The following is a 19,124-nucleotide window of genomic DNA, read 5'->3' on the forward strand; positions in this document are numbered from 1 at the left end:
CCTGATGCGATGATGGGTGATTGACGACAAAAGGCGCCACGGTTGCCCGTTGCGCCTCTGACCTTCTTAGACAATCGTGCCTGATCAGGCCGACAGCTTCTGGGCGATCTGGCCACGCAGCGTGCCGAGATCCTTGGCAAAGCCGCGAATGCCTTCGGCCAGCTTTTCCATCGCCATGGCATCTTCGTTCATGGCCCAGCGGAACGCCTTTTCGTCCAGCGAGACCCGCGGGTCCGGCGTGGTCGACTGCGGCGACAGGGCGCGCGGCAGATCGCCGGTTGCGGCATCCAGCTCATCGAGCAGCGCCGGGCTGATCGTCAAGCGGTCGCAACCGGCCAGGGCGATAATCTCGCCGGCGTTGCGGAACGACGCGCCCATGACGATCGTGTTGATGCCGTTGACCTTGTAATAGTTGTAGATCGACCGCACCGAGACGACACCCGGATCGGTTTCGGGCGTGTAGTCCTGGCCCGTCGACTTCTTGTACCAGTCGAGGATACGGCCGACGAAGGGCGAGATCAGGAAAACGTTCGCATCCGCGCAGGCAATGGCTTGGGCCTTTGAGAACAGCAGGGTCAGGTTGCAGTCGATGCCTTCGCTTTGCAGCACTTCCGCTGCGCGAATGCCTTCCCAGGTGGAGGCCAGCTTGATCAGGATGCGCTCGCGCTCGATGCCGCGCTCCTTGTAGCCGGCAATGATGCCATGCGCCTTGGCAATGGAGGCCTTGGTGTCGAAGGACAGGTCGGCATCCACTTCCGTCGACACACGGCCCGGCACGATGCCGGCCAGGGCCGCGCCGACCGAGATGGCGAGCCGATCGGCGATCGCGCCGACCACCGCATCATCCTTGCCGCCCTTGGCCTTGCCCCAGGTGATCGCTTCCTCGAAGGCCTCGGCAAAGGCTTCGGTGCCGAGTGCTTTCAGAACGATCGACGGATTGGTGGTGCAATCCACCGGTTTCAGACGGGCGACGGCTTCGATATCGCCGGTGTCGGCGACAACCGTCGTCATGGCGCGAAGCTGATCAAGTTTGGAGGTCATTCTCAAATTTCCTTCGGGTACGTGCTTGAACCGACAGGCCAGCACATTGTTCCACAGCAACGGGCTCAATGCGCACTGCGCCATTATCCCGATTATCGCCATTCCACCCATGGGAAGTCAAGACATTTGTGCATCTCATTTGACATAAGTCTCACAAATAGCGATAATACGGACACCTGCAACAGGAGCCGTCAACGACGTGGCAAAGCTCAGGCGCGAAACCCACATCGCCTATTCGGAGGCTGCATCCCTGCGGCTGCGCGCGGCATGGCTCTACTACAACCAAGGCCTGACGCAGAAGGATGTGGCCGATCGTCTCGGCATCAGCCGCAGCACCGTCATCCGCCTGCTCGATGAGGCCCTGAAGCGCGCCGAGGTGCAGATCTGGATCAGCGACGGCATCGGTGATTGCGTGGAACTGGCCGTCCGGCTGGAAAAGGCCTTGGGGTTGGATGAGGCGGTCGTCGTGCCGGCACCGGTCGCTCAGGATGCCAGCGCCATTGCCAAGGCGGTCGGGCTGGCGCTCGGCCAATTCCTCACCGAAGTGGTCACCGACAATGCGACGATCGGCGTCGGCTGGGGTCGCACCATGACCGCCTCGCTGGCCGGCTTCCGCCCGCCCCGCCGGGAAAACTGTAAGGTCGTTTCCCTGCTGGGCGGCATCGTCGCCGTGCACCAGACCAACCCGATCGACTACACTTGGCGGCTCGCCAGCCAGCTGGGCGCCGAATGCTACATGTTCCTCGCCCCATTGCTGGTCGATTCGGTCGCCACCAAGCGCGCCCTGATCGAGCAATGCGGCCTGAAGACCATCTATGACCTTGCCGAGGACCTCGACCTTGCCATTGTCTCCTGCGGCGACATCGGTCCCCATTCGACCTCCCTGTCGGAGGGCTTCATTTCCCGGCAGACGCTGGAAGAGCTGATTGCCGCGGGCTGCGTCTGCGACACCATGTTCAATTTCCTCGACGCCGAGGGCCGCTCCGTCGATCACCCGATCAACGAGCGCGTCATGTCCGTCGATCTCGATACGCTGAAAAAGGCCAAACACATCGTCATCTGCTCCGGCGGCGCCCACCGGGCGCTCGCCATCCGCGCCACGATCAACCGCATCGGCTGCAACACCCTGATCACCGACGAGAGCGCAGCACGGGAATTGTTGCGGCTGGCGGAAGGAATATCTGCCTGAAGACGAAACTCTCCGACTAGACCTTCCCCGCCTCCCAGCCGAGCATGGCGCGTTTGCGGGTGAGGCCCCAGTGGTAGCCGGTGAGCGCGCCGCTCTTGCCGAGCGCCCGGTGGCAGGGCACCACGAAGGAGATCGGATTGCGGCCGACCGCCGCCCCGACCGCGCGGCTGGCGGTGGGCTGGCCGATCTGCTGGGCAATATCGGAATAGGTGACGGCGCGGCCGAGCGGAATGCGCAGCAGGCTCTGCCAGACCCGCACCTGGAAATCCGAGCCGATCAGCACGACGCGCAAAGGCTCCTCCTGCGACCAGCGACCGGGATCGAACACCCGGGCAGCATAGGGCGCGGTGGCGATCTGGTCGGCCACGAACAGGGCATTGGGCCAGCGGCAGGCCATGTCGTCGTAACAGGCCTGCTCGCCGCCGGCATCGGCAAAGGCAAGGCCGGCCAGCCCGCGATCGGTCGCCATGACCAGCGCCTGGCCGAAGGGCGACGGGTGAAAGCCGTAGCGAATGGTGAGCCCCGCCCCTTTCGACTTCCACTCGCCGGGCGACATGGCCTCATGGGTGACGAACAGATCATGCAGCCGGCTAGGGCCTGACAGGCCGAGTTCGATCGATGTCTCAAGCAATGGCAGGTCTTCCTGCCGCAGCAGCCGCTTGGCGTGATCGAGCGTCACCGCCTGCAGAAAGGCCTTGGGTGACAGGCCCGCCCAGCGGGTAAACGTCTTCTGCAACTGAGTCGGCGACTGGCGCAGTGCCGCGGCAATCGTCTCCAGCGACGGCTGGCTCTGGTATTCGACTGTCAGCATCTCGATGACGCGGCGAACGGTCTCGTAGTCATCGCCGTCGGGCGTGATGTCGGTGGTGGCGGACAGGTCGATCTGGTGGGCAAGGGTCATGGTGCAGTCCTCTATCGTCTCAGGACTTCAACACGGCCCGGCAGCAAGCGCCACCCGTTTCTTGCCGCAGGAATAGCCTCAGATGCGTTGTTTCACCGTGGCCAAGGCCGAGCGGAAGGCCTTGGCGAAACTTTCGCGATCGTCCGGATTGAGAAAAGATCCGACATCGGTGCGCCGTCCCTCGCCGGTCACCAGCATGGAGGTAATGCCGATCTCGTCGTGGCGGCGCACGAAGAAGCGCGCCCAGAATGGATTGAACCGATGCTCGGTCATGCGGCCCGACGGCGTGAACTTGCGGATCAAAAGACGGGTTCGCGACACCACCACTTCCTCCCGCGCCCGGCCGGAGCGGTAGTTGAGCAGAAAAGCGCCGTAGAGCAGCAGGAAATCGAGGCCGAAGAACAGGCCGATCGGCCAGGCGCCGGTCATCACGAAGAAAAGCCCGTGCCCAAGGCAGACCGTGCCGGTCAACAGCAGCAGGATCCGGAAGCCTTTTCGGCCGAGCGAGCGGTGCGGCACGAGTTCGGCTGCAAAAATCGGTTGTTCGATCGTCTGGTCCACGTTGCCTTCCCTTGGCCTGCGCGATTATAGATTGAGGATGACGGTTCCCATCAAGAAATCCAGCACCCAAACTTTGAAAAAGTCAAATCCCGCCGCCGCTCGAAAGAAGCAGATGCCGCGCAGCGCCTATTCGAAGGCCGAGCTGGAAGAGATCTTCCGGCGCTTTTCGATCCAGCGGCCGGAGCCGAAGGGCGAGCTGGAGCATGTCAATCCGTTCACGCTGATCGTCGCCGTGGCGCTGTCGGCCCAGGCCACCGATGCCGGCGTCAACAAGGCGACCCGTGCCCTGTTCAAGGTGGCCGACACGCCGCAGAAGATGCTGGCGCTCGGTGAGGACACGGTGCGCGACTATATCAAGACCATCGGCCTCTACCGCAACAAGGCCAAGAACGTCATTGCCCTCTGTCGCCGGCTGATCGACGAGTATGGCGGCGAAGTCCCCATGAGCCGCGAGGAGCTGGTGACGCTGCCCGGTGTCGGCCGCAAGACCGCCAATGTGGTGATGTCCATGGCCTTCGGCATCCCCACCATGGCGGTCGACACCCATGTCTTCCGCATTGCCAACCGCATCAGGCTGGCACCCGGCAAGACGCCGGACGAAGTGGAGGACGGGTTGATGCGCATCATCCCGAAACCCTACCTGTTCCATGCCCATCACTGGCTGATCCTGCATGGCCGCTACTGCTGCAAGGCCCGCAAGCCGGAATGCGAGCGCTGCGTCATTGCCGACATCTGCAAATCGCCGGAAAAGACCTGCGACGTGCCGGCCCCGCTGGTCGAGCTACCGGCGCAGCTGATCGGCGAATAGCGGATCCTTCTTCGACAGCAGCTTGTGCAGGTGCACCATCATGCCGGCGGCAAACAGCGGTGTGAGCAGGTTGACGATCGGGATCGCCAGGAAACCGGAGATCACCAGGCCGCCGACGAACACGGTGCCGGAATGCTTGGAGCGGAACAGCCGCGCTTCCGCCGGCGTGCGAAAGCGCATAGCGGCGAATTCGAAGAATTCCCGGCCAAGCAGATAGCCGTTGACCAGGAAGAAGGCGATGATGTTGATGCCCGGAACGAAGAGCAGAAACAGCGCGATGATATTGCCGATCAGCACGACGCCGAAGAATTTCAGCGATGACAGAAGCGCATCGCCCAGCGGCATGGCCATCCCTGGCGGATCGGTCGGATAGTCCCGCTTTTCCACAACCTCGGCCACATCGTCGAGGAACAGGCCGGCGATGATCGCCGTCACCGAGGACAGCAGCAGCGCCAAAGCCAGCGCCAGCCCGATACTCGCCAGAATGCCGAACAGGAATGTCAGCCAGCCGGCCCATTCCGGCATGCCGGTAAAAAATCCGTCAAACATCGGCAGGATGAAGCTGACGAAAAATCCCCGCAGCGTGAACCACAGACCGAGCAGCACGACGACCGTCAGGCCGATCACCTTCCAGAACACCGAGCGGGTCTCGGGCGCCAGAAGATTGGACAATGCAAGCCTTGCCGCGTCTAGTATCATGTCTGGCCTCCGTTCGACAGCAAGGCTGATGTAGGTTCGCCAAGCGGGCCGGGCAAGGGCGCGCGGAACCGACAATCCGCCCTTCGTGCGCTCAAGGCACCCTGGCAAGCGCCCCGTATAGCTCGGGTCGCCGCTCGCCAAGATAGGGCAGCTCGGCCTTGCAATCGGCATAGGCCTGCAGGTCGAGGTCGGCAAACAGCAGCGTCTGCCCGCGTCCGGCCCGCGCCAGGATATCGCCATCGGGCGCCGCAATCACCGAGCAGCCCTCATAGTCAAACAGCGCATCCCGGCCACACAGATCGGCATAGGCGACAAAAACCTGATTCTCCATCGCCCGGCTCGGCACCATCATTTCCGACACCCGCCTGTTGTTGGGCGAGGCAGGAAGGGCTGTCGGCACGATCAGCAGGTCGGCACCGGCAAGCGCCAGATGCCTTGCCATTTCGGGAAACTCGACATCGTAGCAGATCAGCAACCCGGCCTTCAGTCCGCCCAGATCGAAAACATGCGGGGCGGCATCGGACGGCCTGAAGACAGCCTTTTCCATCGGCCCGTAGAGATGGCATTTGCGATAGAATTCGGCGGATCGGCTGCGCTGCACAACAACGGCGGTATTATAGATGTCCGCACCGTCACGTTCCGGAAAGCCGGCGCAGATTGCCAGCCCGGACCGATCCGCCAGCCCCTGCAAACGTGACACGATCTCCCCGTCGCGCGGCTGCGCTATGATCTTTATCGTCTCGCCCAGCCCGTATCCGGTCACCGAGAGTTCCGGCGAAACCAGCAAACTCACCCCCGCTGCGACGGAGGCCGCGGCAGCTTGTTCGATTGTCTTGAGATTGCCGTCGATATCGCCGAGGGCGGCCTGCATCTGCAGGAGAGCTATGCGCATACGTTACTTCCTGCAGATGTCTCCGGTCGCCCATCATGAAACAGCGGCGGGAAAAGCGCAATCGCATGACCGATGGACCGCGTCAGGCCACCCGGGAGGCTTGGCTGTTTTCCATGCGCTGCAGCAGCTGGCGGCACAGGGCATCCTCGAGATCCGCCCCCTGCTGGAGGACCCGACGGGCCGCATCCGGCTCGGGCGGATTGGCATGGAAGCAGTAGAATTCGCCGAGCGCCGACAGGGCTGCCAGGTCGCCGGCGGCAAGCGCATCCTCAAGCAGCGCCCGCGCCGCGGCAAGATCCACCGGGCCGCCGATACCCTTCATCAGGAAACGTCCGAGATTGATCATCGCGATGGTATGGCCGCTACGCGCCGCCATGGCGAACCAGTGCCGGGCCTGCTGATGGTTCTCGCTGACCTCAGCCGCACCCGTCGCAGCGGCCACCGCCATCTGGAACTGTGCGGCCGTATCGCCGCAAAGGGCGGCCTTTTCGAGCCAGAACAAGGCCTCGACCGCATCCGCAGCGACGTCGATCCCGTGCCGATAGCGCTGCTCCAGATCGCGGCACGCCCGCCGGTCCCCCATGCGCCCAAGGGTCGACAGCCAGCGAATGCCGCGGGCCTTGTCGGCATCGGTTCGTCCGGGCGCAAGATAGACTTTCGCAAGCTCCTCGATCGAAGCGCGATAGCCCTTGAGGGCGCAGGAATGCAGAAGCCGCAGCGCGCCGCGTTCATCCTGTTCGCCGCCAAGACCTTTCAGCAATTGCAGGGCCAGATAGTGCCGTGCCGTCAGGTTGCCGCCGTCCGAGGCAATCCGGAAATGCAGCCGTGCCGCCGGATAGTCCGGCTCACCGACATGGCCGCCGGCCAAAAGCGTTCCAAGACCGAGATGCGCCTCGATCTGGCCCGCCCCGGCCGCCGGTCGGTAATAGCCAAGCGCCGTCTGCGCGCAGACCTCGCCACCGATGCCGGAGGCGAAGAGATAGCCGGCCAGCGCCATGCCATCGACATTGCCGGCCTCTGCGGCTTTCAGCGCATAGGCCCGCGCCGCCTCGGGCTCGGCGGCCAGTCTTGCCGCACCCCGATAGAGCCGTGCGGCAGCCGGCGAAGAACCAAGGGCCGGATGCGGTGTCAGAAGATAAAGCCGGGCAAGCAGCGCCATGGCGGGTATGAAGCCCGCGTCGGCGGCCGATTTCGCCCAGTGCCGCGCCATCGACAGGTCGCAGATCACGCCCTTGCCGCTTTCGTAGAGTCGGGCCAGTTCATAGGCCGCCTCGGCATGCCCGGCCTTGGCGGCACGGGTCAGCAGACCGGCGGCCTGCGCCCGTCTGCCGCTGGCAAGCTTTGCCTTGGCGCGGCGAAACCGGAAGGCGGCTGCCCATTGGGTTGTGAGCCCGGGATTGAGCGTCATGGCTCCCGCATGCCTTCCGTCACCACCGGAACGACGCGGTCGAACAGATAGGCCGCCACGGTCTGGTCCCCGACCACTACGTCGGCCGTCAGCGTCATGCCGGCAATCAGCCGGAAGTCGGACGGATGGGTCTTCAGCGTCGGATCGATGATGTCGATCTTGGCCAGATAGACGGACCGGTCGGCGCTATTGCCCTGCGACACCGTCAGGCTGTCGGCGCTGATCGTGCGGACCCGGCCGCGTAGCGAGCCATGGCGCGCATAGGGCCAAGCATCGAGCTTGATCTCGACCTCCTGGCCGACCTGGATATACCCCTGCTCCTGGGTGGAGATTTCCGCTTCGACCTCAAGATCCGAATCGGCCGGCACGAGGATGAACATCTTTTGCGCCGTCTCGACCACCGAGCCGATTGAGATATCGCCGATCTGCAGCACCACCGCATCCTGCGGCGCGCGAAGGCCGATCAGATCATGGCGCTTGTCGGCCTTGGACAGCTGTTCCAGCGCCGTATTCAGCTTGCCCTCCTGGGTGACCAGCATGGACATGGCATCGGAACGCCATTGCTGGACATAGTTCTCCTCCTGGGCCTTCAGAGCGCCAAGCTCGTGAACATTGCTCTGCAGCTGTCCGTCAAGCTCGGCGATCGTGCTTTGCACGTCAAGCCTGAGGTCGGCCGCCTGCAGCGCATCGGCACGGCTGGCAAACTTCTTCTTGACCAGCTCGGCCTTCATCGCCTCGCTTTCCTGGCTGAGCGCCAGCCGCTGGCGATAGAGGTCCAGTTCCGATTGCAGCTGCGCCCGATTGGTGGAGAGAGCCGCCGACCGGCTGCGATAGCTCTCAAGCGCCGCCCGGTACTGGGACCGCCGCGCCTGGAAAAACCGCCGCTGCAGCAGGCTGAAACTGTCGCCGTCGGCGGGAAGATAGTCGGTGCCGTCGATCTCGCTGCGCAGTCGCAGGACTTCGGCCGTAAGGCTTGCCACTTCGCGGCGAATAGTGGTCTGGTCGGCCTGCGAGAACGTCGGATCCAGCGTCGCCAGCATATCGCCGGCCTTCACCACCTGTCCTTCGCGCACATGGATCTGCCGGATGATCGAAGTCTCGAGCGGCTGCACGACCGTATGCGGCGCCTGCGAGGCGACGCGTCCCTTGGCGCTGACGACCCGCTCGATCGGCATGACCACGGCAAGGCCGATGGCGCAGGCGATCAGGGCGGCAAGAGCTGTGATGGTCAGCCGCGCGCTGCGCGGCGGCGTCGCATGCAGGATCCCGGCGCTTTCCGACAGAAACTCCGCCGTCGTGCGCACCGCATAGCGGTGTTCGTCAGGCGACAGCGATAAGGTCTTGGTCATGGTCAATTCCTGGGCCGAGATGCCGGTTCTGCTGGTTCCACAAATGGCGATAGTCGGTCGAGCGGCGCAGCAATTCGCCATGGGTGCCGCAATCCTTCAGGTGCCCGCGATCGAGCACCAGGATCTGGTCGCAATCGACCAGCGACGACAGCCGATGCGAGATCATCAACACGGTGCGCCCGGCGGCAATACGCTGCAGGTTGCGCAGGATGATCGCCTCGCTTTCCGGGTCGAGCGCGCTGGTCGCCTCGTCGAAAACCAGGACTGGCGGATTGGCGACAAGGGCGCGGGCGATCGCCAGGCGCTGGCGCTGGCCGCCGGATAGGTTACTGGCATGCTCCTCCAGCATCGTGTCATAGCCGCGCGGCAGCCGTTCGATGAATTCGTCGGCGCCGGCCAGTTGCGCCGCCTCGACCATTTCCTCCGGCGACGCATCGGGCTTGCCGACCAGAATATTGTCGCGGATCGAACCGCGGAACAGGAAACTGTCTTGCAGGACCACACCGATATGGGTGCGCAGGTGGTAGAGCTCGATTTCGCGCAGCTCCACGCCATCGATGCGGATCAGGCCGCTATAGTTCTGGTGCAGCCCCTGTAAGAGCCGGGTGATCGTCGTCTTGCCCGAGCCGCTGCGGCCCATGGCGCCGACGATGCTGCCCGACCTGATGCCAAAGCTGACCGCATCGAGCGCTGGCGAGGCCGTGCCGGGATAGGCGAAACGCACCCCTTCGAACTCGATGCGCCCGGCGATCTTGGGTCGCACGCCCGCCTCGCGCCGCGCCTCGGGCGCCACATTGACGATGGAGGCCACCTGCTTGAGAGCGCCGCGCGCCTCTTCGAGCTGCTGCATCATGCCCGCCATCTGCACCATCGGCTGGGTGGCGCGCATGGCGATCATGGTGAAGGCCACCAGCGTTCCGGTCATCACCGCCTGCTGGTCGGTGATCGCCATATAGGCCCCGATGCACAGCGACCCGGCATAGATCAGCTTTTCGAGCGGCGCCAGCAGGGTCTGCGGCTGGTTGGCCAGCGTCAGAAGTTCCGTCTGCCGCTTGACCGATTCGGCCACCCGCTGATCCCATTCGCGCCGCTTGCGGCCTTCGAGCGCCAGCGACTTGATGGTGCGGATGCCGTTGATCGTCTCGATCAGCATCGAGGTACGGCGATGCTCGCTGTTCATCACCTCGCCATAGGCGCGGCGCACCGGCCCCATATAGGCAAACAGCACGAGGCTCATCAGCACGGCAATGCCGATCACCCAGAAGGTCAGCGCCGGGCTCAGCATGAACATGGCCGGCACGAGAACCAGCAGAGACAGCATGTCGAGCATGGCGCCGAACAGCTGGCCGGTGATGAAGGTGCGAAGCCGCCGCGCCTCGCCGAGCCGGTGCACGATGCCGCCGGTGGCATTCTGCTCGAAGAACTCGATGGGCAGCCGCGACAGCCGGTCGAAGATATGCAGATTGACCCGCACCTCGAGCTTTGCCGTGGCAATCGCCGTGACCGAGCGCCGGAGATAGCCGAGCACCATGTCGAACACCAGCACGACGGCAATTGCCAGCGCCATCAGCGTCAGGGTCGACACCCGGTGATGGACGAGAACCCGGTCGATGACCACCATGTAGAGCAGCGACGGCACGATCGCCAGGACGCCGAGCGCCATGGCGGAAATGAAGATATCGCGGACCAGCCGCTTTTCCCGGAACACCTGTCGGGCAAGCCAGGCGAAGCTGAAATCCTCCTGCTCGGCCTCGACGGCCGCCTCTTTCTTCAACAGCAGAACCGAACCGTCCCAGGCCTCGGTCAGGCGCAGCTCATCGACCACAAGCCGTGGCGCGCGCGGATCGGCCGGATCGCGCAAGACCATTTGAGGCGTGTCGCGATCGTCGATGAAACGGTCGAAAACCAGGATGGTGCCGTCCTTCAGCCGGATCAGCGCCGAAACGTCGCCCTCAAGGCGCGTGAGAATCTTCCAGGACAGGCGGATCGGCTTGGCTTTCAGACCATGTTCGGCTGCGATTTGCGCGAGCGCGGTAAAACTCGGGTCGAAGCCTTGGTCCCCGAAATCCCGACGCAACTGCTCGACCGACAGCGACAGCCCAAGCCGTTGCGCCGCCACAACCAATGCAGCAAAAGCGGACCCGGCATTGTCTTCCGCCGCCAAATCCCTTTCCTGTACATCCATGGAACGAACCTCACCCTAATTACAGCTGTCGGAATCACAGCCCATGCGCACCCGTAAAGGAGACGCATCAAGCCGTTTTAAGACGGACTGATGGCCCCATCACAGCCGACCCTAGGCAGGCAAGCTTTCGCGATGCTGGAGTGATCGGCCTTTCTCGGCAATAACTGCTCAAGCCATGCCACGGTGCATAACCGCCGGGTTCGGCGATCATGCGATTCCTTTTGTCCATGAAGCGCTTTAGGTTCGACGGGCCGAGAATCAGGCCGCCCGGCAGGTATGAACAGCAAAAGCCAAAGCCATGACAGCACCAAGCCGGAAAAGACCGATCATTATCCACTGGGGCATTTCCAGCTTTTTCGGATGGGGCATCTACGGCCTCAATCTGGCGCTCAACTGGTCGAACGATCCTGAGTTGGAGCCGGCCAGTTCCTTCCCGCTGCAGAAGGACCAGATCGTCGTCGATCCTTTGCGCCAGAGGGCGCTCGCTGGCTTTACCGCAAGCTCCGCCGACCTGGTCCGCAAGCTTCAGGAAAACGCCGGCAAGCAGATCTCGGTCAACGTTCCGGTTTTGGGCGCCCTCGGCAATGATTTCCAGATGGCGTCCGGCGCCCACAATGTGACGCTTTCCGGCAGCCCGACCATCGGCGTGGTGTTTTTCGAACTGCCGCAATTGAGCGCCCAGACGCTGGATCGCGCCCGGTCCCTGCCGCTGATCGTCGCCGGATCGACCTGGAACGAAGACATCCTGCGCGCCCATGGGCTGACCAATGTCACGACGGTGATCCAGGGTATCGACCAGACGCTGTTTCACCCCGCCCAGAAACAGGGCGTGCTGGCCGATCGCTTCCTGGTGTTTTCGGGCGGCAAGCTGGAACTGCGCAAGGGCCAGGATCTGGTGGTCGCCGCTTTCGCGCGGTTCGCCAGGCGCCATCCGGACGCATTGCTGGTCAGCGCCTGGCATAGCCCCTGGCCACAATTTGCCCTGACCCTCAACGAATCCGGCAAGACGGCGCCGCTTTCCCTGAACGACAAGGGCGGCATCGACCAGGCCGCCTGGATTGCCGCCAACGGGATCGCCCCATCGCAATTCATCGACCTCGGGCCGGTGCCCAATGCGCTGATGCCACCGATCCTGCGGGAAATGGACGTGGCGCTGTTCCCGAACCGCAGCGAAGGCGGCACCAATCTGGTGGCGATGGAATGCATGGCCTGCGGCGTGCCGACCATTCTCTCGGCCAATACAGGCCATCTCGACCTGATCGACGGCCGCAACTGCTATGCGCTGGAAAACCAGGCCGCGGTCGCCGGTGCCGGAAGCGGTGTCGGCGCGGTGGCAGGTTGGGGAGACAGCAGTGTCGACGAAATCGAGGATGCGCTGGAGCGCGCCTATACCGACCGCAACGACGCAAGGCGCCGCGCCGAACGGGGGGCGGCCAAGATCGCCGGCCTGACCTGGTCGCGCACCGCCGATGCCATGAAGCGCATCGTCAAATCCTACGGCTGAACCGCGAGCAGTCGCGCGATCTCATCGGCTGCCATCTCAATGGCAGGTGCAAAGCCCGTTTCATCGGGCTGGCGGCAGAGACGCATGCCGGGATACCAGGGCGAATCGTGCCTCCCCATCATCCAGCGCCAGTCCGGCACCCGCTTCAGCAGCGCCACCGACGGAGTCCCGAGCGCGCCGGCCAGATGCAGGGGCGCCGTGCACACCGACACCATGGCCGAGAGCGAGGCCATGATGGCGGCGGTATCGACGAAGGCGTCCGGCCCGGCGTCGAAATCGGGGCCGGGATGTTCGAGCAGGAACGGCAGCCCGGCAACCTTCCGGCCGGACGGCGTCTCCGCCGGCTCCAGCCGATGGGCCTCAAGCTTCTGCAGGGCGATCAGCCGCACATCGACAAGCGCTGCGAACGGTGCCAAAGCCAGCGGTCCATCGAGGCTGCGGCCGCGCTCGACAGGCGAGGCCGGATTGCCCTGCCAGACGAACCCGATAGCCTTTGCACCGGCGTCCAGAGCCAGCCGATGCTTCCACACGTCAATCAGTTTCGGCTCGGCCGCCAGATAGGAGATAGCAGGAGGAACGGCCCCCGGCGTCAGCTGCAGCCGATGCGGCAGCCCGAGAAGCGGCACCTGCAGGTCGACAGAGCCGGCCGGCGGATCCTCGCAGATCACCCGGTCAGCGCCGGGGATATCTCTCAGCAACCGCACCAGCCGTTCCGGCACCTGCAGGATGACCTCGCCACCCAGCGATTTGACCAGAGGCAGCAGTTTGACGAACTGGATCGTATCGCCAAGCCCCTGCTCCGCATGCACCAGAAGCCGCTTGCCGGCAAACGGCCGGCCATCCCAGTCGGTGATCGCCTGGTGGCGGGCAACCGCCGGAAATCCCGGCGTCTTCCAGCGCCATTCGTATTCGGCAAAACCTTGCGAAAAATCGCCAAGCCGCAGCAGTGCCAGGGACAGATTGTAATGGGCTTCCGCCAGATCGGGATAGAGACGGACGGCGGCGCGCAGGTTCTCGACGGCCCCGAACGGGTCGCCCAACTCGCCGAGCGCATTGCCAAGATTGTGCAGCGATGTCTTGTGAGCCGGATCGATCGACAGTGCCAGGCGATAGGCCTCGGCCGCTAGAGCGAACGCGCCGCCATTGGCATGCGCGATGCCGAGATTGGCCGCGACATCGGCATTGCCGGGCTGTAGCGCAACGGCGCGCTGATAGGCCGGCACCGCCTCTGCCGATCGTCCGGCATCGACCAGCGCATTGCCGAAATTGAACCAGATCTCGCCCCCGATCTCGCCATTGTCCGGCGCCAGCCGCAGCACTCGTTCGTAGAGGATCAGCGCCCCCGCCAGATCACCGAGCGACCGCCGCGCGGAGGCCAGCAGCCGCAAGGCGTCGACATGATCGGGGTTCTGCACCAGGATCGCATCATAGAGAACGACCGCCCCGGCCGCATCACCGGAGCGATGGCGCTCGAAAGCGGTCTGCAGCAATTCTTCGGGTGATGGGTCGCTCATCGGCGCGCGTCCACGAAGTCTGACAGCGCCGCGGCCGCCTGTCGCGCCACGCTGCCCCAATCGCCGGGCTGCGGCTGGCGGAACAGCCGGACGCTTGGATACCACGGGCTGTCCGTGCGATGCGCCATCCAGCGCCAGTCGGCATTGTATTTCAGCAGAGCGAAGGTCGGCACCCCGAGCGAACCGGCCAGATGCAGGGTCGAGGTGCAGGAGGAAATCACCAGGTCGAGAGCGGAAATCGCCGCCGCCGTGCTGGCAAAATCGCCAAGGCTGGCGCCGGGCACATCGATCCGATCAGCATAGGCAAAGCCGCGCAACTGTTCCAGCCCGTCGGCATATTGCAGGCTGACGAAATGGGCACCTTCAACGTCAAACAGTGGCGCCAAAACCTCCAGCCGCGGCGAACGTCCCTGGTCGGCACGGGCGTTCGGATTGCCCTGCCAGATCAGGCCGACCCGAACCTTCTCGCGGTTAGAAAAGCGCTCGCTCCACGCCGCGATCCGTTCTGCCGGAAGCATGAACCGGGCCGGCGCCGGCAAAGTTTCCAGCGTCGTGCCGAGCGCCAGCGGCAGGCTGAGCATAGGCACTTCGAGATCGGCATCGTCGATGCTGTCGATGCTCTGGCGAAGGATCGTCACATTGTTCTTTTCAAAGACAAGCGTGTTGAACAGACCGATCAGCGGCTCGCGCAATTCCAGAAGCACATGACCGACACGGGCGGCCGCCAGCGCCACGAAGCGGGCAAACTGGATCTGGTCGCCCAAGCCCTGCTCGCCATGGATCAGCAGAACCTTGTCGGTGTCCTCGCCCTGCCAGCGCGACACGGCAAAGGTCCGCGGCACCATTTCCGCGCCCAGCCAACGATATTCGTAATCCCGGAACCCGGCCGGCAGATTGCCGGCCATCAGATGCGCATGGCCGCGGTCGATCAAGGTTTCGGCGTCGCCGGGGCTAAGCTCCAGCGCCGTGTCAAAGGCGGCAATCGCATCAGTGCATCGGCTCAGGTCCTTCAGCGCATTGGCCTTGCCGCGATGTGTCTTGGCCAGATCCGGCCGCAGCACAAGGGAGGCCTCATAGGCGGCCAACGCCTCCTCGAAGCGGTTGGTATCGCGCAGCAGATTGCCAAGCGTCATCAGAGCCTCGGCCGAAGGGGCCGCCTGAAGGCTGAGGCGTAGCAGGCGCTCGGCCTCTTCGACCTTGCCGATATGGCGCAACGCAATGGCATAATTGGTCTGGAAGGCAGAGGTGCCAAGGCCCAGCCGATCCGCCGCCTGCAGGAACAGAGTGGCACGATGGTAATGCTGCGCCTCGAGAGCCAAGGCGCCGAGCATGTGCAGGGCTTCCGCGCCATGGCTTTGCGACCGCAGAAGTGCTGCATAGCCGGTCTCGGCTATCGAGCGATCGCCAGCCATGTGCCGGGCCAGCGCGTCCCCAAAGGCAGTCGCGTCGTCGGCAGGCGGATGGGTCGCGACAATTGGCTCGGCGGCCTCGAACAGAACCGACCGATCGCCGCTCACCAGTTGCCGCAAGGCGCCGGCCACCCTTGATGCCACGCCGGCAAAGGGCCGGCTCTCGATTTCGCCTTCCACCCTTCGGAACACGCGGGTCCGCGGATACCATGGGCTGTCGCTGCGCCCCCTGAGCCAGCGCCATTCGGCATGGGATTTCAGGACGACCCAGGTGGGCTTGCCAAGCGCCCCGGCCAGATGGGCGACGGCGGTGTCCGAGGTGATCACCAGATCGAGGTTCATGATCAGCGCCGCCGTGTCGGCAAAGGCATCGGGACCGTTGTCGAAATCTTCGCCCGGCGACTCGACCGTCAGACGTCCGCCAAGTGCCGCGATCTGTTCCTCGCCGGCTCCCTTCTGCAAGGCGATCAGTCGCAGGCCGGGAATATCGGCCAGGGGTTCCAGAACCTCGAGCGGATAACTGCGCCCCTTGTCCACCTTGGGATCGGGATTGCCCTGCCAGACCAACCCGACACGAAATCCGGGTCTTGGCGCCAGCCACGAGGCCCAACGAGTCACACGCGCCGGATCGGCTCTCAGATAAGACGGTGCCGCCGGAATGCTCTCGACGGTCGTTCCGCAATAGAGCGGCAGGCTCATCATGAAGACGTGATAATCGAGGGCGGGCACGGTTTCGGCTTCGCCGATCACGCCATCGACACCGGGCGCCGTGGCGATCAACGAGGCAATCTTGCGCCGGCAGCCGACAATAACCCTGGTCGCACCCATGGCCTTGAGCTGCGCGACATAGCGAATGAACTGGAAGGCATCGCCGAACCCCTGTTCGGCCAGCACGAGAATGGATTTGCCGGCAAGGCTCTCACCCTTCCAGGCCGGCAAGCGCACCCGCTCCTTGGCGATCCCAAGCGATTCGACATCCAGCCGCCGCTCGTAAAGTGGCAGGCCGCGGACGTAGTCGCCCTCGTTCATCAGCGCCATGCCGAGCGCCATTTCGGCATCGGCATAACCCGGGCGCAGCGCCATCGCCTTCAGGAAGGCAGCCTTCGCTTCGTCTTCCCGACCGGCATCCATTTCGCTGATCCCGAGATTGCTCCAGCTTTCGGCATGGTCGGGAACAGTTCTGGCAGCCTGGCGCTGGAACCAGCAGGCAATGTCGGCCAGCCCGTAATTGCGCTCGGCGACGCCGAGATTGCTCCAGGCATCGGCATTGCCGGGTTCCAGCACAATAGCCTTTTCCCAGGCCCGTGCAGCCGCATCGGGTCGCTCAAGCTTCAGCAGGACAGCGCCCCATTGCACCAGCGTGGAGGCATTGTTGGGCTCGATCTGAACGGCACGACGCAGCGCATTGTCCGCCTCCTCAAGCCGACCGAGAGCGGTTGCGGCATTGGCAAAGACCGACAGCGCATGGGCCGATTTCGGAAACCGCGCCAGCATGGTCCGCGCCCGCTCCAGTGCCTGCTCCGCCTTGCCACCGGCCACCTCCCGCCGCGCCAGCGCCATATGGCTCGGCAGATGCAGCGGATCGGCCTGCAGGCCGTGGCGAAGCGCCCGCAGGGCATCGGCGGCATTGCCGGCGCTTTCGAGCGCCACGGCAAAATTGCTCCAGTGATCGGCAATGTCAGACGCAAGGCCCACAGAGCGGGCCGTCAGCACCACGGCATCGCGCGTGGCGGCACCGCGCCGGCCGCCGGCTTCGAGCAAGGCCATGCCAAGCAGGTTATGGACAAAGGCAGCGCGAAACCCGACCGCCAGCAGATGCCGATAGACCGCAATCGCTGCGGCATAGTCCTTGCGCTGGTGCGCGGAAATGGCCTCGCCCAGATGGGCCTCGTTGTCGTTGGCGACCACCGAACCTGCCGCCGGCATGGACAGCAACAGCCGCAACTCGTCGACCACCGCATTCAATACCGGCGGCCAGCGGTCCTTTTCCGATTGGCGAAACAGCCGCATGGTCGGATACCAGTCGGTCAGGCTGCCCTCCATGCCCCAGCGCCAGTCCGGCGCCTTCTTCAGGAGCAGCCAGACCGGCCGGCCGAGCGCACCGGCCAGATGGGCGATGGCGGTATCCGTGGTAATGACCAGGTCCAGCGACATCATCAGGGCGGCCGTATCGACGAAAGCCTGCGACCCACCGTCAAAATTCGCACCCGGCTGCAGGAGATCCAGCCCGTCCGGTGGCAACTGCTCGCTGCCGAAGCCGCGCTGCAAAGATATGAAGGTCGCTTCAGCGCTCAGCGCAGCCAGGGGTGCCAGTTCGCCGAGCGCCATCGACCGGCCCTTCTCGCCAAAGGCCCGCGGATTGCCCTGCCAGGCCAAACCGATCCGCATCCGCCGCGCGTCTTTTCCAGGCAAGGACGGATCGTTGAAGATAAAGGAGCGGTGGGCATCGGCCTGCAGGTAGGGCGCGTGAAAACCGACCTCTTCCGGCTCGAGCCCCAAAATGCCCGGCAGCGACAGAAGCGGCACGGAATAATCGGCGGCTGGTGCCGTACCATCATCGGCCAGCAGCACGGCGCGGCCCGACGGGTCGCGAAAAAGCGCAAATGTCGACAGCAGGGCCGCAAGCTGCGGTTGGCAGACGAAGACCAGCCGCCCGACGCGCTCCATCAGGCGCGGCAGGAAACGGATGAACTGGATCGTATCGCCGAGGCCCTGCTCATGGAAGACCAGCAGCGTCTTGCCGGATATGTCTTCGCCCCGCCAGCGTGGCGCCTGCGTCAGGTGGGCCGCAGGCGGCGTCTTGCCGGCCTCGTCCCGCAGATCGTAATCGACCCAGGCCGCCTGCCATTTTCCGGCCAGCAGGCGCACGCAGGCCAGATTGAACCGGCTCAGCGTCTGATCGCCGTCTCGGCCGACAAGATCCTGCAATAGCCTTTCGGCCTCCGCGAGGCGGCCGAGATTGCGCAGCGACGTCGCCAGATTATTGGTGGCACCGGCATGGTGCGGCTCGATCGCCAGAACCTGTTCGTAACAGGCAACCGCCTCGTCCTCCCGCATCTGTCCCTGCAGCACGACGCCGAGGTTGAAAGTCGCTTCTGGATTTTGCGGCCGGATCTGCAAAGCACGGCGCAAAGCCTGCTCGGACGCAGTAACGTCACCGAGTTGCAAGAGGACATGACCGGCCTGGGTCAGGAAGCCCGGATCGTCGGCATCGATCGCCAGTGCCGCCATGCAGGCCGCTCTTGCTTCCGGCCATTTCCCGGCAGAGGATAACGCCAGGATAAGATTGCCGTGCAGGCCGCGGGAGCCCGGATCAAGCGCCAGGCCGGCCCTTGCCATCGCAACCGCGCGGTCGTTCTGTCTGACCGCGATCAGCGGCAAAACCATGTTCTGCAAAATGGCGGGATCGTCTGGCGTCTTGGAAAGCGCCGTTTCGAAATACCCGAGCGCCTCTGCGGAACGTCCGCAAAGATGAAGGGCCAGACCAAGATAATGGTTGATGGCCGTATCGTCCGGCGCAGTCCGGTGATGGATCTCCAGCCATTGCACGGCTTCGGCAAAGCGCCCCGCGCCAATAAGCGCGCAGCAGTCCGCGACGCTCGGCACTGCGGCCGCACCGACATCCGGCCCTTCGGCTACAGGCGACACGATCCGCCCTCAAGGC

13 protein-coding genes are annotated in these 19,124 nt (G+C 64.3%); 3 read left to right on the forward strand and 10 right to left on the reverse strand.

Going from position 1 to position 19,124, the window contains the following annotated elements; all coding sequences use genetic code 11:
- Positions 1-84: 84 nt before the first annotated feature.
- Positions 85-1,041: a transaldolase gene (gene tal / locus HFC70_RS23735; protein WP_168475781.1), complete on the reverse strand. Its 957-nt coding sequence runs from the start codon at positions 1,039-1,041 to the stop codon at positions 85-87.
- Positions 1,042-1,240: 199 nt separating this feature from the next.
- Between tal and HFC70_RS23740 the strand changes: the two genes are divergently transcribed.
- Positions 1,241-2,230 (forward strand): sugar-binding transcriptional regulator, encoded by a 990-nt coding sequence (locus tag HFC70_RS23740; RefSeq protein ID WP_168475782.1) that lies wholly within the window; start codon positions 1,241-1,243, stop codon positions 2,228-2,230.
- Between the two features lie 16 nt (positions 2,231-2,246).
- Here HFC70_RS23740 and HFC70_RS23745 read toward each other — a convergent pair whose 3' ends face one another.
- Positions 2,247-3,131 (reverse strand): bifunctional helix-turn-helix domain-containing protein/methylated-DNA--[protein]-cysteine S-methyltransferase, encoded by an 885-nt coding sequence (locus HFC70_RS23745; protein ID WP_168475783.1) that lies wholly within the window; start codon positions 3,129-3,131, stop codon positions 2,247-2,249.
- A 78-nt stretch (positions 3,132-3,209) separates the two neighbouring features.
- Positions 3,210-3,692: a DUF2244 domain-containing protein gene (locus HFC70_RS23750; protein ID WP_168475784.1), complete on the reverse strand. Its 483-nt coding sequence runs from the start codon at positions 3,690-3,692 to the stop codon at positions 3,210-3,212.
- 37 nt (positions 3,693-3,729) lie between these two features.
- On the opposite strand from HFC70_RS23750, the gene nth reads away from it, so the two are divergent.
- The gene (gene nth, locus HFC70_RS23755; RefSeq protein WP_168475785.1) at positions 3,730-4,500 is read left to right on the forward strand and encodes an endonuclease III; all 771 of its coding nucleotides are present in this window, start codon (positions 3,730-3,732) and stop codon (positions 4,498-4,500) included.
- Here the strand turns inward: nth and HFC70_RS23760 are convergent.
- The 5 genes from HFC70_RS23760 to HFC70_RS23780 all read right to left on the reverse strand — a co-directional run bounded on the left by HFC70_RS23760 (position 4,474) and on the right by HFC70_RS23780 (position 11,033).
- Positions 4,474-5,199, reverse strand: a complete 726-nt coding sequence (locus HFC70_RS23760) for a sulfate transporter family protein (protein WP_168475786.1) — start codon at positions 5,197-5,199, stop codon at positions 4,474-4,476. The genes nth and HFC70_RS23760 overlap by 27 nt on opposite strands.
- A 91-nt stretch (positions 5,200-5,290) precedes the next feature.
- The gene (locus HFC70_RS23765) at positions 5,291-6,091 is read right to left on the reverse strand and encodes a carbon-nitrogen hydrolase family protein (protein WP_168475787.1); all 801 of its coding nucleotides are present in this window, start codon (positions 6,089-6,091) and stop codon (positions 5,291-5,293) included.
- Between the two features lie 82 nt (positions 6,092-6,173).
- Complete coding sequence (locus tag HFC70_RS23770; RefSeq protein WP_168475788.1) at positions 6,174-7,499, reverse strand: tetratricopeptide repeat protein; 1,326 nt, start codon at positions 7,497-7,499, stop codon at positions 6,174-6,176.
- Positions 7,496-8,848 carry an HlyD family type I secretion periplasmic adaptor subunit gene (locus tag HFC70_RS23775; RefSeq protein WP_168475789.1) on the reverse strand — a complete coding sequence of 451 codons (1,353 nt, stop codon included), beginning with the start codon at positions 8,846-8,848 and terminating at the stop codon, positions 7,496-7,498. Before HFC70_RS23775 ends, HFC70_RS23770 begins: the two co-directional genes overlap by 4 nt.
- Positions 8,820-11,033, reverse strand: a complete 2,214-nt coding sequence (locus HFC70_RS23780; protein ID WP_168475790.1) for a peptidase domain-containing ABC transporter — start codon at positions 11,031-11,033, stop codon at positions 8,820-8,822. The genes HFC70_RS23775 and HFC70_RS23780 overlap by 29 nt, the downstream gene beginning before the upstream one ends.
- A gap of 298 nt (positions 11,034-11,331) precedes the next feature.
- Between HFC70_RS23780 and HFC70_RS23785 the strand changes: the two genes are divergently transcribed.
- The gene (locus HFC70_RS23785; protein ID WP_168475791.1) at positions 11,332-12,537 is read left to right on the forward strand and encodes a glycosyltransferase family 4 protein; all 1,206 of its coding nucleotides are present in this window, start codon (positions 11,332-11,334) and stop codon (positions 12,535-12,537) included.
- On the opposite strand, the gene HFC70_RS23790 is transcribed toward HFC70_RS23785, so the two are convergent.
- Together HFC70_RS23790 and HFC70_RS23795 are read right to left on the reverse strand one after the other, a co-directional pair.
- Positions 12,528-14,051, reverse strand: a complete 1,524-nt coding sequence (locus tag HFC70_RS23790) for a tetratricopeptide repeat protein (protein WP_168475792.1) — start codon at positions 14,049-14,051, stop codon at positions 12,528-12,530. The genes HFC70_RS23785 and HFC70_RS23790 overlap by 10 nt on opposite strands.
- Positions 14,048-19,108, reverse strand: coding sequence for a tetratricopeptide repeat protein (locus tag HFC70_RS23795; RefSeq protein ID WP_168475793.1), 5,061 nt, complete (start codon positions 19,106-19,108; stop codon positions 14,048-14,050). The genes HFC70_RS23790 and HFC70_RS23795 overlap by 4 nt, the downstream gene beginning before the upstream one ends.
- Positions 19,109-19,124 lie beyond the last annotated feature (16 nt).

Origin of the sequence: Agrobacterium sp. a22-2 (assembly GCF_012276985.1) — a bacterium.
Lineage (GTDB): Bacteria > Pseudomonadota > Alphaproteobacteria > Rhizobiales > Rhizobiaceae > Allorhizobium.